13 protein-coding genes and 1 tRNA gene are annotated in these 15784 nt (G+C 61.9%); all 14 read right to left on the bottom strand.

Features of this window, described 5'->3' with window-relative positions:
• A partial coding sequence (locus AC51BJ_RS06245; RefSeq protein WP_304032903.1) for a GTP-binding protein occupies positions 1-139 on the bottom strand: 139 nt, incomplete at its 3' end.
• Positions 140-162: 23 nt separating this feature from the next.
• Positions 163-2256, bottom strand: coding sequence for an elongation factor G (fusA, locus tag AC51BJ_RS06240; protein WP_019915265.1), 2094 nt, complete (start codon positions 2254-2256; stop codon positions 163-165).
• 65 nt (positions 2257-2321) lie between these two features.
• A complete protein-coding gene (gene rpsG / locus AC51BJ_RS06235; RefSeq protein WP_019915266.1) occupies positions 2322-2792 on the bottom strand; it encodes a 30S ribosomal protein S7 in 471 nt (156 codons plus the stop codon).
• A 25-nt stretch (positions 2793-2817) separates the two neighbouring features.
• Positions 2818-3195: a 30S ribosomal protein S12 gene (gene rpsL / locus AC51BJ_RS06230; protein WP_008061703.1), complete on the bottom strand. Its 378-nt coding sequence runs from the start codon at positions 3193-3195 to the stop codon at positions 2818-2820.
• A 190-nt stretch (positions 3196-3385) separates the two neighbouring features.
• Positions 3386-7588 (bottom strand): DNA-directed RNA polymerase subunit beta', encoded by a 4203-nt coding sequence (gene rpoC / locus AC51BJ_RS06225; RefSeq protein ID WP_304013941.1) that lies wholly within the window; start codon positions 7586-7588, stop codon positions 3386-3388.
• 57 nt (positions 7589-7645) lie between these two features.
• On the bottom strand, positions 7646-11722 hold the full coding sequence (gene rpoB, locus AC51BJ_RS06220) for a DNA-directed RNA polymerase subunit beta (protein ID WP_019915268.1): 4077 nt from the start codon (positions 11720-11722) through the stop codon (positions 7646-7648).
• Positions 11723-12044: 322 nt separating this feature from the next.
• A complete protein-coding gene (gene rplL, locus AC51BJ_RS06215) occupies positions 12045-12422 on the bottom strand; it encodes a 50S ribosomal protein L7/L12 (RefSeq protein WP_019915269.1) in 378 nt (125 codons plus the stop codon).
• A 79-nt stretch (positions 12423-12501) separates the two neighbouring features.
• Positions 12502-13032: a 50S ribosomal protein L10 gene (gene rplJ, locus AC51BJ_RS06210; protein WP_019915271.1), complete on the bottom strand. Its 531-nt coding sequence runs from the start codon at positions 13030-13032 to the stop codon at positions 12502-12504.
• Between the two features lie 266 nt (positions 13033-13298).
• Positions 13299-13991 carry a 50S ribosomal protein L1 gene (rplA, locus tag AC51BJ_RS06205; protein WP_304001133.1) on the bottom strand — a complete coding sequence of 231 codons (693 nt, stop codon included), beginning with the start codon at positions 13989-13991 and terminating at the stop codon, positions 13299-13301.
• A 2-nt stretch (positions 13992-13993) separates the two neighbouring features.
• Positions 13994-14425, bottom strand: coding sequence for a 50S ribosomal protein L11 (rplK, locus tag AC51BJ_RS06200; RefSeq protein ID WP_018228072.1), 432 nt, complete (start codon positions 14423-14425; stop codon positions 13994-13996).
• Positions 14426-14577: 152 nt separating this feature from the next.
• Positions 14578-15111 carry a transcription termination/antitermination protein NusG gene (nusG, locus tag AC51BJ_RS06195; RefSeq protein ID WP_019915273.1) on the bottom strand — a complete coding sequence of 178 codons (534 nt, stop codon included), beginning with the start codon at positions 15109-15111 and terminating at the stop codon, positions 14578-14580.
• Positions 15108-15461, bottom strand: coding sequence for a preprotein translocase subunit SecE (gene secE, locus AC51BJ_RS06190; RefSeq protein WP_024300634.1), 354 nt, complete (start codon positions 15459-15461; stop codon positions 15108-15110). The genes nusG and secE overlap by 4 nt, the downstream gene beginning before the upstream one ends.
• Before the next feature lie 57 nt (positions 15462-15518).
• A tRNA-Trp gene (locus AC51BJ_RS06185) sits at positions 15519-15594 on the bottom strand.
• A 45-nt stretch (positions 15595-15639) separates the two neighbouring features.
• A partial coding sequence (locus AC51BJ_RS06180) for an EF-Tu C-terminal domain-related protein (RefSeq protein ID WP_496279662.1) occupies positions 15640-15784 on the bottom strand: 145 nt, incomplete at its 5' end.

Here is a 15784-nt window from a genome sequence, read left to right as displayed (position 1 = left end):
ATGCCTTCGCTTCACCACCGAACTTCGACGACAGAATCGTCGTGATCGCCGCCGTCAGCGTCGTCTTGCCATGGTCAACGTGACCAATCGTGCCCACGTTCACGTGCGGCTTGGTGCGCTCAAACTTTCCCTTTGCCATTTCTAACCCCTAAATCCCAAAACTCACTTCTTGTTGATGATGGCGTCAGCGACGTTCTTGGGCGCTTCCGCGTAATGCTTGAATTCCATCGAGTAGGTTGCACGACCTTGGCTCAGCGAGCGCAGCGTGGTCGAGTAACCGAACATCGATGCGAGCGGCACCTCAGCCTTGATCGCCTTGATACCGCCCGGCAGGTCTTCCATACCCTGGACGATGCCGCGACGACCGGACAGGTCACCCATGACGTTGCCCATGTAGTCTTCAGGTGTCTCCACCTCGACGGCCATCATCGGCTCGAGCAGAACCGGGCTGGCCTTGCGCATCGCATCCTTGAAGGCCATCGAAGCAGCCATCTTGAACGCGTTTTCGTTCGAGTCCACGTCGTGGTATGAGCCATCAAACAGCGTGACCTTCACATCCACCACCGGGAAGCCTGCCAGAACGCCGTTCGGCAGAGTCTCCTGCAGACCGCGATCGACCGCGGGGATGAATTCGCGCGGCACGGTACCGCCCTTGATCGCATCCACAAACTGATAGCCCTTGCCCGGCTCGTTCGGCTCAAGCTTGATCCACACGTGGCCGTACTGTCCGCGGCCGCCCGACTGCTTGACGAACTTGCCTTCCTGCTCAACCGATTTGCGCACCGCCTCGCGATAGGCAACCTGCGGCGCACCGACGTTTGCCTCGACACCGAACTCACGCTTCATGCGATCAACGATGATTTCGAGGTGCAGTTCACCCATACCCGAAATGACGGTCTGACCGGACTCTTCGTCGGTACGCACGCGGAAGGACGGATCTTCCTGCGCCAGACGGCCCAGCGCCAGGCCCATCTTTTCCTGATCACCCTTGGTCTTCGGCTCGACGGCAACGTGAATCACCGGCTCAGGGAATTCCATGCGCTCGAGCGTGACTTCGGCATCGGGATCGCACAGCGTTTCACCGGTAGTCACCGACTGAAGGCCGATCGCAGCAGCGATGTCGCCTGCACGAACCTCTTCGATTTCCTGGCGATCGTTGGCATGCATCTGTACCAGACGGCCGATACGCTCCTTCTTGCCCTTGACCGGGTTGTACACCGTATCACCGGACTTCAGAACGCCCGAATAGACGCGAATGAAGGTGAGCTGACCGACGTACTTGTCCGACATCAGTTTGAACGCGAGTGCCGAGAACTTCTCGTCGTCAGCCGCTGCACGCTCGACCTGCTCGTCGTTTTCACCGATGCCCTTGACCGGCGGAATATCAACCGGGGACGGCAGGAAGTCGACGACGGCATCCAGCATGCGCTGCACACCCTTGTTCTTGAATGCGGTACCGCACAGCATCGGCTGGATCTCGCCGGCGATGGTACGGGTGCGCAGACCCAGGATGATGTCAGCCTCGGAGAGCTCACCGCTCTCGAGGTACTTGTTCATCATCTCTTCGCTGGACTCGGCTGCCGCCTCGACCATCTTCTCACGCCACTCTTCACAAGTGGATTGCAGTTCGGCAGGAATGTCCTCGTACGAGAACTTGATACCCTGCGAAGCCTCATCCCACAGAATGGCCTTCATCTTGATGAGATCGACAACGCCCTTGAAGTTCTCTTCCGCACCGATGGGCACAACCACCGGAACCGGATTCGCGCTCAGACGAGTCTTCAGCTGTTCGTACACCTTGAAGAAGTTGGCACCGGTACGGTCCATCTTGTTCACGAAGGCGAGACGCGGCACACCGTACTTGTTGGCCTGACGCCACACGGTTTCCGACTGCGGCTGAACGCCACCCACCGCGCAATAGACCATGCACGCACCGTCGAGCACACGCATCGAGCGCTCAACTTCGATCGTGAAGTCGACGTGACCCGGGGTGTCGATGATGTTGATGCGATGCTCGGGATAGTTGCCGCCCATGCCCTTCCAGAAGGTGGTCACGGCAGCGGAGGTGATCGTGATGCCACGCTCCTGCTCCTGTTCCATCCAGTCCGTCGTGGCGGCGCCATCATGCACCTCACCCAGCTTATGGTTGACGCCGGTGTAGTAAAGAATCCGCTCGGTCGTCGTCGTCTTGCCGGCGTCGATGTGAGCGGAAATGCCGATGTTCCGGTAGCGCTCGATCGGTGTCTTGCGTGCCACGATACAGTCCTTTGAAACAAGAGGCCGCCACAAGTGGCGGCCAGTCAGTTAAGCGAAATTTGGAATCAGAAGCGGAAGTGCGAGAACGCCTTGTTGGCATCCGCCATCCGGTGAACTTCGTCTCGCTTCTTCATTGCAGCGCCACGACCCTCCGCCGCTTCCAGCAGCTCGGCAGCCAGACGCAGCCCCATCGACTTCTCGGAGCGCTTGCGCGCAGCCTCACGCAGCCAGCGCATCGACAGCGCCATGCGACGCGACGGACGCACCTCAACCGGGACCTGGTAGTTGGCACCACCAACACGGCGGCTCTTCACCTCAACCACCGGCTTGACGTTGTTGATCGCCTGGGAAAACACCTCGAGCGGATCCTTGCCACTCTTGGTCTTGATCTGGTCAAAGGCGCCATAGACGATACGCTCGGCAACAGACTTCTTGCCGGCAGACATCAGCACATTGACAAACTTGGAAAGCTCGACACTACCGAATTTCGGATCCGGCAGAATGTCCCGCTTGGGTACTTCGCGACGACGCGGCATTTTTTAACCCCTCAATCTCTTGCGATTACGCTTTCTTCGGACGCTTGGCGCCGTACTTCGAACGGGACTGCTTACGATCCTTCACACCCTGAAGATCGAGCGAGCCGCGGACGATGTGGTAGCGCACACCCGGCAGATCCTTCACACGACCGCCGCGAATCAGCACAACCGAGTGTTCCTGCAGGTTGTGACCTTCACCGCCGATGTAGGAAATGACCTCGAAGCCGTTGGTCAGACGCACCTTGGCAACCTTACGCAGCGCCGAGTTCGGCTTCTTCGGGGTCGTGGTGTACACGCGGGTGCAGACGCCGCGCTTTTGCGGGCAGGCTTCGAGAGCCGGCACCTTGGATTTGCTTACCGGCGACGTGCGCGGCTTGCGTACAAGCTGATTGATGGTTGGCATTTTTTCGAGATTCCAAAAGACCGGAGGCGACGCCTATCCAGTGGCCCGCCTCCGCGACTCGTTCGCCTTGAGCCCGCTACGGTTGGCGGACCCACAAAGAGGCCGGATTATAGGCACATAAAAACAACACGGTCAACCCCGCGGCATTCTCCGAATACCGCGGGGTTGTGCTCTTCACTGCGTAAGACGATTACTGCGCTTCACCCGCATCGGCGTCCGCCGTCACGGGGTCGTCACCGAACAGCACGCGATCGGCTGCCGCGGCGTCGTCGCCGACAGCCTGGGCACGACGGGTGCGGTGGTATGCCAGACCCGTACCGGCCGGGATCAGGCGACCGACAATGACGTTTTCCTTCAGGCCGCGCAGTTCATCGCGCTTGCCCATGATGGCCGCCTCGGTCAGCACGCGCGTCGTTTCCTGGAAGGACGCCGCGGAGATGAACGAGTCGGTCGACAGCGAGGCCTTGGTAATACCCAGCAGCATGTACTGGTACTCGGCCGGACGCTTGCCTTCGGCGACCAGACGATCGTTCTCGTCGAGCACCTCGGAACGTTCGACCTGTTCCTCGCGGATGAACTTCGAATCGCCGGAGTCGACGATAACCACGCGACGCAGCATCTGGCGGACGATCACCTCGATGTGCTTGTCGTTGATCTTCACGCCCTGCAGACGGTACACGTCCTGCACTTCGTCGATGATGTAGCGCGCCAGTTCCTCGACGCCCTTCAGACGAAGGATATCGTGCGGCTCGACTGCGCCGTCGACGATCACCTCGCCCTTGTTCACCACCTGGCCGTCGTGCACCGTGACGTGCTTGTCCTTCGGGATCAGGAACTCGTTCACTGTGCCATCCGGCTCGGTGATCACCAGACGCTGCTTGCCCTTGGTGTCCTTGCCGAACGACACCGTGCCGGTGACTTCGGCCAGCAGGCCTGCGTCCTTCGGCGAGCGGGCTTCGAACAGCTCGGCCACACGCGGCAGACCCCCGGTAATGTCGCGAGTCTTCGCGGATTCCTGCGGGATGCGCGCCAGCACGTCACCAACGCTGACCGCCTGACCGTCCTTCACGGTAATGATGCAACCCACCTGGAAGGTGATCGACACGGCCGTATCGGTACCAGCGATCTTCACCTCGTCGCCCGACTCAGTCAGCAGCTTCACCTGCGGACGCAGGCCCTTGGTGCTGGTGCTGCGACGCTTCGGATCGATAACCACCAGCGTCGTAAGGCCGGTCACGTCATCGACCTGCTTCGCCACGGTCACGCCTTCCTCGACGTGTTCGAAGCGCACGATGCCCGAGTACTCGGTAATGATGGGGCGGGTATGCGGATCCCAGGTCGCCAGGCCGGTACCGGCCTTGATGGTCTGACCTTCATCGACCTGCAGCGTCGCGCCGTACGGCACCTTGTGGCGCTCGCGCTCACGGCCGTGGTCATCGGTGATGATGATTTCGGCACTGCGCGCGATGACGATCTTCTCGTTCTTCGCACTGGTGACATAGCGCATGTTCTGCGTGAAGCGGATGACACCCGCGCTCTTTGCCTCCACACCGCTGGCGGCGGCAGCTCGCGAAGCCGCACCACCGACGTGGAAGGTACGCATGGTCAGCTGCGTGCCCGGCTCGCCAATCGACTGCGCCGCGATCACGCCGACCGCCTCACCGGCGTTCACGATCTGACCGCGACCGAGGTCGCGACCGTAGCACTGGGCGCACAGGCCGTAGCGCGTTTCGCAGGTCAGCGGCGTACGCACCTTCACCTCATCGACGCCGAGCGAATCCATCAGGTCGCAGCGATCCTCGTCGATCAGCTCGCCGGCGTAGATCACCGTTTCCTGCGTTTCCGGATTGACGACGTCGGCTGCGGTGACGCGACCCAGCACGCGCTCGCGCAGCGGTTCGATCACTTCACCGCCCTCGACCAGCGCCTTCATGACGAAGCCCTCGGCCGTGCCGCAATCGTCCTCGGTCACCACCAGATCCTGCGTCACGTCGACCAGACGACGGGTCAGATAACCGGAGTTCGCGGTCTTCAGTGCCGTATCGGCCAGACCCTTACGGGCGCCGTGAGTCGAGATGAAGTACTGCAGAACGTTCAGACCTTCACGGAAGTTGGTCGTGATCGGCGTTTCGATGATGGAGCCGTCCGGCTTCGCCATCAGGCCCCGCATACCGGCCAGCTGACGGATCTGGGCGGCGGAACCGCGGGCACCGGAGTCGGCCATCATGTAGATGGAGTTGAACGACTCCTGCTTCACCGTGTTGCCGTTGCGATCGACCGTATCTTCCTGACCGAGCTGGTCCATCATCGCCTTTGCGACCTGGTCACCGGCGCGGCCCCAGATGTCCACCACCTTGTTGTAGCGCTCGCCGTCGGTCACCAGACCCGAGGTGTACTGCTGGGCGATTTCCTTCACCTCCGCTTCGGCGGCGCTGATGATGGTGTGCTTGGCGTCCGGCACCAGCATGTCCTTCACCGCGATCGAAATGCCGGCGCGGGTCGCGAGACCGAAACCGGCCTGCATCAGCTTGTCGGCAAAGATGACGGTTTCGCGCAGGCCGCAGCGACGGAAGCTGTGGTTCACCAGCTTCGAGATTTCCTTCTTCTTCAGCGGCTTGTCGAGCACCGAGAACGGCAGGCCCGGCGGCAGGATTTCTGCCAGCATCGCGCGACCGACCGTGGTGTCGTAGCGCGTGATCTTCTCGCGCTTCTCACCGTCGACAACTTCGACTTCGCGGATGCGCACCGACACCTTCGAGTGCAGTTCGACAAAGCCGTTTTCGTAGGCGCGGCGCATTTCGTTCACGTTCGCGAACATCATGCCCTCGCCCTTGCCGTTGATCTTGGCGCGGGTGGCATAGTACAGACCGAGCACGATGTCCTGCGACGGCACGATGATCGGCTCGCCATTGGCAGGCGACAGCACGTTGTTCGATGCAAGCATCAGCGTGCGCGCTTCCATCTGCGCTTCCAGCGACAGCGGCACGTGGACGGCCATCTGGTCACCGTCGAAGTCGGCGTTGAACGCCACGCAGACCAGCGGGTGCAGCTGGATGGCCTTGCCTTCGATCAGCGTCGGCTCGAACGCCTGAATGCCCAGGCGGTGCAGCGTCGGCGCGCGGTTCAGCATGACCGGATGCTCGCGGATCACCTCTTCCAGGATGTCCCACACTTCCGGCACTTCCTGCTCGACCAGCTTCTTGGCGGCCTTGATGGTGGTCGCCATGCCGTTCAGTTCCAGCTTGTTGAAGATGAAGGGCTTGAACAGCTCAAGCGCCATCTTCTTCGGCAGGCCGCACTGATGCAGCTTGAGCTGCGGACCGACCACGATGACCGAACGGCCGGAGTAGTCGACGCGCTTGCCCAGCAGGTTCTGACGGAAACGGCCGCCCTTGCCCTTGATCATGTCGGCCAGCGACTTCAGCGGGCGCTTGTTGGCACCGGTCATCGCCTTGCCGCGACGTCCGTTGTCGAGCAACGAATCCACCGCTTCCTGCAGCATGCGCTTTTCGTTGCGCACGATGATTTCAGGCGCCTTGAGCTCGAGCAGACGCTTCAGACGATTGTTGCGGTTGATGACGCGGCGGTACAGGTCGTTCAGATCCGAGGTCGCGAAGCGGCCGCCATCCAGCGGCACCAGCGGACGCAGGTCCGGCGGCAGCACCGGCAGCACTTCCAGAATCATCCACTCGGGCTTGATGCCCGAATGCTGGAAGCCTTCCAGGATCTTCAGACGCTTGGAAATCTTCTTCATCTTCGCTTCGGAGCTGGTGGCTTCCAGCTCGCCGCGAAGCTTCTCGACTTCACGGTTCAGGTCGAGCGAACGCAGCATGCCGCGCACGCCTTCCGCACCCATGAACGCGGTGAAGTCGTCACCGTACTCCTCGACCTTGGCCAGGTAATCGTCTTCCGACAGCAGCTGGCCGCGGTTCAGCGGCGTCATGCCCGGATCGACAACGACATAGCCTTCGAAATACAGCACGCGCTCGATGTCGCGCAGCGTCATGTCGAGCACCATGCCCAGACGCGACGGCAGTGACTTCAGGAACCAGATGTGCGCGGTCGGGCTGGCCAGCTCGATGTGGCCCATGCGCTCGCGACGCACCTTGGACAGCGTGACTTCAACGCCGCACTTTTCGCAGATGACGCCGCGGTGCTTCAGACGCTTGTACTTGCCGCACAGGCATTCGTAGTCCTTGACCGGGCCGAAGATCTTGGCGCAGAACAGACCGTCCCGCTCCGGCTTGAAGGTGCGGTAGTTGATCGTTTCCGGCTTCTTGACTTCGCCGTAGGACCAGGAACGGATCTTGTCCGGCGACGCGAGACCGATGGTGATCGCGTCGAACTCTTCTTCCTGCGTGACCTGCTTGAAAAGATCCAGCAATGCTTTCATGGCAACTCCTTTGGGGCTAGTGGCTAGGGGCTAGGCGGAACGCTTTCGCGCCCAGTCCTAGAACCGCTCCAAATCAATGTCGATGGCCAGGGATCGGATTTCCTTCACCAGCACGTTGAACGACTCCGGCATGCCGGCATCGATCTTGTGCTCGCCCTTGACGATGTTTTCGTAGACCTTGGTACGGCCGGTCACGTCATCGGACTTCACGGTGAGCATTTCCTGCAGGGTGTAGGAAGCGCCGTACGCCTCCAGCGCCCACACTTCCATCTCACCGAAACGCTGACCACCGAACTGCGCCTTGCCACCCAGCGGCTGCTGCGTGACCAGCGAGTACGGGCCGGTCGAACGGGCGTGCATCTTGTCGTCGACCAGGTGATGCAGCTTCAGCACGTGCATGTAGCCCACGGTGACCTGGCGTTCGAACGCTTCGCCAGTGCGGCCGTCGTACAGCGTCATCTGGCCGCCAGCCGGCATATCGGCCAGTTCCAGCATGCGGCGGATCTCACCTTCGTGCGCACCGTCGAACACCGGCGTCGCGAACGGCACGCCGTGCTTAAGGTTGCTCGCCAGTTCCAGCACTTCGCCGTCGTTCAGCGAGGCGATGTCTTCGCTGGTGCCGCTGCGGTTGTAGATCTCGTCGAGGAAGGCACGCAGTTCGGCCATATTGGCCTGACGGCGCAGCATCGCGTCGATCTTCTTGCCCAGGCCGCGAGCAGCCATGCCAAGGTGGGTTTCCAGGATCTGACCGATGTTCATCCGCGACGGCACGCCCAGCGGGTTCAGCACGATATCGACCGAGGTGCCATCTTCCATGTAGGGCATGTCTTCGATCGGCGTGATCTTCGACACCACACCCTTGTTGCCGTGGCGGCCGGCCATCTTGTCGCCCGGCTGCAGGCGACGCTTCACCGCCAGATAGACCTTGACCATCTTCTGCACGCCCGGCGGCAGCTCGTCGCCCTGGGTGAGCTTCTTCTTCTTCAGCTCGAAAGCGAGGTCGAAGTCGGTGCGGGTCTTCTCCAGCGATTCGCGCAGGCTTTCCAGCTGGCCGGCGATGTCCTCCTCGGCCATGCGGATGTCGAACCAGCTGTGCGGCTCGACGCCGTCCAGGTACTCACGCGTGATGGTCGCGCCCTTGGCCAGGCGCTTCGGGCCGCCGTTGGCCACGCGGCCGATCAGCAGACGCTCGATACGGGCGAAGGTGTCGCGTTCGACGATGCGCATCTGGTCGCCCAGATCCTGGCGATAGCCGCGCAGCATGTCGTCGATGATGGACTGCGCGCGCTTGTCGCGCTCGATGCCTTCGCGAGTGAACACCTGCACGTCGATCACCGTGCCGTTCATGCCGGACGGTACGCGCAGCGAGGTGTCCTTCACGTCCGAAGCCTTCTCGCCGAAGATGGCGCGCAGCAGCTTCTCCTCCGGCGTCAGCTGGGTTTCGCCCTTCGGCGTCACCTTACCGACCAGCACGTCACCGGCTTCGACTTCGGCGCCGATGTACACGATGCCGGACTCGTCCAGACGGCCGAGCTGTGCTTCGCCGAGCGACGCGATATCGCGCGTGATTTCCTCGGGGCCCAGCTTGGTGTCGCGGGCGACCACGGTCAGCTCTTCGATGTGGACCGACGTGAAGCGGTCTTCAGCGACGACGCGCTCCGACAGCAGGATCGAATCCTCGAAGTTGTAGCCGTTCCACGGCATGAACGCGACAAGCATGTTCTGGCCGAGGGCCAGTTCGCCGAGATCGGTCGAGGCGCCGTCGGCCACCACGTCGCCCTTGGCGATGATGTCGCCGATCTTCACGACCGGACGCTGATTGATGTTGGTGTTCTGGTTCGAGCGGGTGTACTTGACCAGGTTGTAGATGTCGACGCCGACTTCGCCCGGCACGGTTTCCTCGTCATTGACGCGGACCACGACACGGCTGGCATCGACGTAGTCGACCACACCGCCGCGCAGCGCCTGCACCGCCGTACCCGAGTCGACCGCCACGGTGCGTTCGATGCCGGTACCGACGAAGGCCTTCTCCGGACGCAGGCAGGGCACGGCCTGACGCTGCATGTTGGCGCCCATCAGTGCGCGGTTCGCGTCATCGTGTTCGAGGAACGGAATCAGCGATGCAGCAACCGACACGATCTGGCCCGGCGCGATGTCCATGTACTGGACCTGGTCGGGCGTCGACAGCATGAATTCGCCCTTGTGGCGGCAGGACACCAGCTCGTCGCTCAGCGCGCCTTCACCATCCAGCGAGGCATTCGCCTGCGCGATCACGTACTTGCCTTCCTCGATCGCCGACAGGAAGTCGATCTGGTCGGTCACGCGGCCGGCATCGACGCGGCGATACGGCGTTTCCAGGAAGCCGTACTTGTTGGTGCGGGCATACAGCGCGAGCGAGTTGATCAGGCCGATGTTCGGACCTTCAGGCGTTTCGATCGGGCACACGCGGCCATAGTGGGTCGGGTGCACGTCGCGCACTTCGAAGCCTGCACGCTCGCGCGTCAGACCGCCCGGACCCAGAGCGGACACGCGACGCTTGTGCGTGATTTCCGACAGCGGGTTGGTCTGGTCCATGAACTGCGACAGCTGGCTGGAACCGAAGAACTCCTTGATCGCGGCCGAAATCGGCTTGGCGTTGATCAGGTCATGCGGCATCAGGTTGTCCGACTCAGCCTGCGACAGGCGTTCCTTCACCGCACGCTCGACACGCACCAGACCGGCGCGGAACTGGTTCTCGGCCAGTTCGCCGACAGAACGCACGCGGCGGTTGCCGAGGTGGTCGATATCGTCGATCTCGCCCTTGCCGTTGCGCAAATCCACCAGGATCCTGATCACGTCGACGATGTCTTCGTTCGACAGCGTCGGCGCGCCTTCGATGGCGTCACGACCAACACGGCGGTTGAACTTCATGCGACCGACGGCCGACAGGTCGTAGCGCTCTTCCGAGTAGAACAGGCCGTGGAACAGCGTTTCCACCGCATCTTCCGTGGGCGGCTCGCCCGGACGCATCATGCGGTAGATGGCCACGCGGGCCGACCACTGATCGGCGGTCTCATCGGTACGCAGGGTCTGCGAGATGTAGGGGCCGCGGTCCAGATCGTTGGTGTACAGCGTGCTGATCTCGCCGACGCCGGCGGCCGACATCTTGGCCAGCAGGTCTTCGGTGATTTCGTCGTTCGCGTTGGCGAGGATTTCGCCGCTGTCCTGATCGACGACGGCGGTCGCGATCACGCGGCCGACCAGGAAGTCTTCCGGCACGGCGATGGATTCGGTGCCCGATTCGGCCAGTTCACGGATGTGCTTGGCGGTGATGCGCTTGTCCTTGGCGACCACGACCTTGCCCGACGCATCGACGATGTCGAATTTGGCGATTTCGCCGCGCAGACGTTCCGGCACCAGCTTCATCTGGATGCCGCTCTTCGACGCCAGATTGAAGCTGTCGAAGTCGAAGAAGGTTTCGAGGATCTGTTCCGGCATCATGCCGATGGCCTTCAGCAGGATGGTCACCGGCATCTTGCGGCGACGGTCCACGCGGAAGTACAGGTAGTCCTTCGGGTCGAATTCGAAGTCGAGCCAGGAGCCACGATACGGGATGATGCGGGCCGAGAACAGCAGCTTGCCCGAACTGTGCGTCTTGCCGCGGTCGTGCTCGAAGAACACGCCGGGCGAACGGTGCAGCTGGCTGACGATGACACGCTCGGTGCCATTGATGACGAAGGAGCCGGTGGTCGTCATGAGCGGAATTTCGCCCATGTACACTTCCTGCTCCTTCACTTCCTTGATCGTTTCCTTCGGCGCTTCGCGGTCCATGATGACCAGACGGACGCGCGCGCGCAGCGGGCTGGCGAAGGTCAGACCGCGCTGATGACATTCCTTCACATCGAAGGCCGGCTCGCCCAGCATGTAGTGGACGAACTCGAGACGGGCATTGCCGGAGTGCGAGCTGATCGGGAAGATCGACGTGAATGCGGCCTGCAGGCCCTGATTGCGACGATGCTCGAGCGGCACGTCGGTCTGCAGGAACTGCGTGTAGGACTCCAGCTGGGTGGCCAGCAGGAAGGGCACGTCGAGCACCGCATCGCGCTTGGCAAAGCTTTTGCGGATGCGTTTCTTCTCGGTGTAGGTATAGGCCATGAAATCTCCGGACAAAGAGTGCGATGGCCGGGGAAAACGGAGCGTGCGCCACCCGGCGCGCGACCCGTGTTTCACCACGGAATGCAATCAGGACAGCGTCACCGGCGGTTGGCCTCTACCAACCCCTGGGCTGACAGCGAAAGCGCGGGTTGAACACCCGAGGCGGGACTTTCGCTCGACCGACGACGGTCTTCCGTGATCGCTTCGGAAGACAAGGAAAAGGCGGTTTAGTGCCGCGTTTTCCTGGTATTCCGAACATGCTGCATAAACGACAACGGGAGCGCGTGCCGCAAAGCACGCGCTCCCGCCAACCAGAGTCGAATTACTTCAGTTCGACCTTGGCGCCGGCTTCTTCCAGCTGCTTCTTCAGGGCTTCAGCGTCGGCCTTGGAGATGCCTTCCTTGACGGGCTTCGGAGCGCCATCAACCAGGTCCTTGGCTTCCTTCAGGCCCAGGCCGGTCACTGCACGCACGACCTTGATGACTTCAACCTTCTTCTCGCCGGCAGCGGCCAGAACGACGGTGAATTCGGTCTTCTCTTCAGCAGCCGGGGCAGCGGCGCCGGCAGCCGGGGCGGCAACGGCCACAGCGGCAGCAGCCGACACGCCGAACTTCTCTTCCATGTCCTTGATGAGCTGCGACAGCTCGAGAACGGTCATGGCGGAGATGGCTTCCAGAATCTGGTCTTTGCTAACGGACATTTCAAAACTCCTGTTTCAAGCGCGGTGCATCAAAATGCAGTCGCGCGGATGATTGCTTGATCTGAATTGAGGCCTGAACTTAAGCGGACTGCTTTTCGCGTTCGTCGCGCAGGGCTGCAACGGTACGGACAAACTTGCCCGGAACCTCGTTGAGCGTCTGAACGAACTTGGCGATCGGCGCCTGCATCGTGCCCAGAAGGGTGGCCAGCAGCTCTTCGCGGCTCGGCATGGAGGCCAGCGCCTTGACGCCAGCGGCGTCCATGACGTAATTGGCCAGCGCGCCACCGCGAATCACCAGCTTGTCGTTGCCCTTGGCGAAATCCTGAATGACCTTCGCGGCCGAAACCGGATCGGCCGACATGCCGTAAAGCAGCGGACCGGTCATTTCATTCGCCAACCCCTCGAACGGGGTACCCGCAACAGCGCGACGAGCCAGCGTGTTCTTCAGAACACGCAGGTAGACGCCCTGCGCACGGGCCTGGGCACGCAAACGCGTGACATCGCCCACTTCCAGACCTTTGTTCTCGGCGATCACGATTACTTGCGCGCCCGCAACTGCAGCGGATACGCCGGCAACCACTTCCTTCTTCTGATCGAGATTGAGTGCCAAGGTCTACTCCCATGATTACAGTCGTCCGGATCGCATTACTGCTCACCGGATCAACCACGTGCGGCGACCGTATTCAGGAGAAGAAACTGTCCGTAAGGACACCATCCATCCTGTGTCGGGTAACGCCATCTGCGCAGGCGGCACTTGCGCACCATTAGACCCTTGCGGGCACCTGCGGTCTTTGACAACCCGCCGCGCCATGCTGGCCGCGGCGGCCCAAAGTCCTGTTGTCATGCGCCCGGCGAACCGGGCGCGAATTCAATTCCTTACTGCACCGTCGCCTGATCGACGCGGATGCCGACGCCCATGGTGGTCGTCACCGACACCTTGCGCAGGTAGACACCCTTGGCGGCTGCCGGACGCGCCTTGTTCAGCGCTTCGATCAGAGCCTTGATGTTGGTCGTCAGCTGTTCCGGCGTGAAGGAGGCACGACCGACCGTGCACTGGACGATGCCGCCCTTGTCGGTGCGGTACTGCACCTGACCGGCCTTGGCGTTCTTGACCGCGGTGGTCACGTCCATCGTCACGGTGCCGACCTTCGGGTTCGGCATCAGGCCACGCGGACCGAGGATCTGGCCCAGCGCGCCGACGACACGCATTGCGTCCGGCGTGGCGATGGCCACGTCGAAGTTCAGATTGCCTTCCTTGACCTGAGCTGCCAGATCGTCGAAACCGACGACATCGGCGCCAGCGGCCTTGGCTTCCTCGGCCTTGGCGCCCTGGGCGAACACGGCGACGCGCACGCTCTTGCCGGTGCCGGCAGGCAACACGACCGAGCCGCGGACCAGCTGGTCCGACTTCTTCGCATCGATACCCAGATTCACGGCCAGATCGACCGACTCGTCGAACTTGGCGTTGGCCGTCTCCTTGACCAGCGCCAGCGCGTCGGCCAGCGGGTATGCGCGGTTGCGATCAACCTTGGCGCGCAGCGCCTGAACGCGCTTCGAGAGCTTTGCCATGATTACAGGCCCTCCACCGTGATGCCCATGCTGCGGGCGGAACCGGCGATCGTGCGCACAGCGGCATCCAGATCGGCAGCGGTCAGATCCTTGTTCTTCACCTTCGCGATCTCTTCGAGCTGGGCGCGGGTGACCTTGCCGACCTTGTCGGTATGCGGCTTCGGCGAGCCCTTGGTGATGCCGGCAGCCTTCTTGATCAGGATGGTCGCCGGGGGCGACTTCATCACGAAGGTGAAGGACTTGTCCGCATAAGCGGTGATCACCACCGGGATCGGCAGACCCGGTTCCATGCCCTGGGTCTGCGCGTTGAACGCCTTGCAGAACTCCATGATGTTCAGACCGCGCTGACCCAGCGCGGGACCGATCGGGGGCGACGGGTTCGCCTTGCCGGCCGGCACTTGCAGCTTCACGTAGCCGACGATTTTCTTCGCCATGATGACTCCAGTTGCGAGTGATAGCGTGGCGGACACGCAGGCCCGACCACTCCTCATCCGGCGCGTGAGCGCCGGAAACAATCACGCGGCAGACCCGGAAGGCCCTGCCGCGCACCGTGGCGGCGCCTTGCGGCACCGCCTTGAACTTCAGGTCAGACCTTCTCGACCTGCGAAAACTCGAGCTCGACCGGCGTCGCACGACCAAAGATGGTCACCGACACATGCAGACGGCTCTTTTCGTAATTGACGCTTTCCACCGATCCATTGAAGTCGGTGAAAGGACCTTCCTTGACACGCACCAGCTCGCCCACCTCGAACAGCACCTTGGGACGGGGCTTCTCCACCCCTTCCTGCATCTGCTGCATGATCTTGTCGACTTCCTTGTCGGAAATCGGCGTCGGCTTGTTGGCCGAGCCGCCAACAAAGCCAGTCACTTTCGGCGTGCTCTTGACCAGGTGCCAGCTGTCCTCGTCCATCTCCATCTCGACGAGCACATAGCCAGGGAAGAACTTGCGCTCGGACACGGCCTTCTGGCCGCCGCGCATTTCGATCACTTCCTCGACCGGCACGAGAATCTGGCCGAACTTATCCTGCATGCCCGAACGCGCAACACGCTCGGTCAGCGCGCGCTGAACCGACTTCTCGAAGCCGGAATAGGCGTGCACAACGTACCAACGTTTGCTCATGATTTCTTCCAGCCCAGGATCAGGTCGTACAACACCCACTCGAGACTCTTGTCGGTCAACCACAGAAACAGCGCCATCACGACCACGAAGCCGAACACGATGGCAGTGGTCTGCAGCGTTTCTTTGCGGCTGGGCCAGGCAACCTTCTTGGCCTCGGCCACCGACTCGTTGGCAAAAACGATGAAGCGCCGCCCCGGCTCGGTGAACCACGCCACCGCGATACCGGCACCCAGACCCGCGAGCACGGACAACACCCGCACAGCCATGATCTGGTCGGCAAAAACATAAAAGCCGGCCACACCCGCAATCAACAGGGCAATGGCCAGCGCAAGCTTCAACTGGTCAGTCATGAGCATCCGGAAGTGCGCACGCACTCCGCAAAATTTTGTCCGGCTTGGCCACCGGAGTGGCAGGGGCAGAGGGAATCGAACCCCCAACCTTCGGTTTTGGAGACCGACGCTCTGCCAATTGAGCTATGCCCCTGCAAAACGCGAACCGGGCCGCACGCGCGACCCGGAGTACAACTCTTTACTCGACGATCTTTGCAACCACGCCGGCGCCGACAGTACGGCCGCCTTCGCGGATCGCGAAGCGCAGACCTTCTTCCATCGCGATCGGGGCGATCAGCTTCACCGTGATCGAAACGTTGTCGCCCGGCATCACCATTTCGGTG

The sequence above is a fragment of the Methyloversatilis sp. S146-33 genome (assembly GCF_059552495.1).
Note: the sequence above shows the minus strand (reverse complement) of the source record. Positions and strands in the feature narration are given on the sequence as shown.

What these genes read in the sequence shown, in the direction of transcription:
- rpsG (WP_019915266.1), bottom strand. Translation starts at nt 2,792, where the DNA reads ATGCCGCGTCGTCGCGAAGTACCCAAGCGGGACATTCTGCCGGATCCG.
- rpsL (WP_008061703.1), bottom strand. Translation starts at nt 3,195, where the DNA reads ATGCCAACCATCAATCAGCTTGTACGCAAGCCGCGCACGTCGCCGGTA.
- rpoC (WP_304013941.1), bottom strand. Translation starts at nt 7,588, where the DNA reads ATGAAAGCATTGCTGGATCTTTTCAAGCAGGTCACGCAGGAAGAAGAG.
- rpoB (WP_019915268.1), bottom strand. Translation starts at nt 11,722, where the DNA reads ATGGCCTATACCTACACCGAGAAGAAACGCATCCGCAAAAGCTTTGCC.
- rplL (WP_019915269.1), bottom strand. Translation starts at nt 12,422, where the DNA reads ATGTCCGTTAGCAAAGACCAGATTCTGGAAGCCATCTCCGCCATGACC.
- rplA (WP_304001133.1), bottom strand. Translation starts at nt 13,991, where the DNA reads ATGGCAAAGCTCTCGAAGCGCGTTCAGGCGCTGCGCGCCAAGGTTGAT.
- rplK (WP_018228072.1), bottom strand. Translation starts at nt 14,425, where the DNA reads ATGGCGAAGAAAATCGTCGGCTACGTGAAGCTGCAAGTGCCGGCCGGC.
- nusG (WP_019915273.1), bottom strand. Translation starts at nt 15,111, where the DNA reads ATGAGCAAACGTTGGTACGTTGTGCACGCCTATTCCGGCTTCGAGAAG.
- secE (WP_024300634.1), bottom strand. Translation starts at nt 15,461, where the DNA reads ATGACTGACCAGTTGAAGCTTGCGCTGGCCATTGCCCTGTTGATTGCG.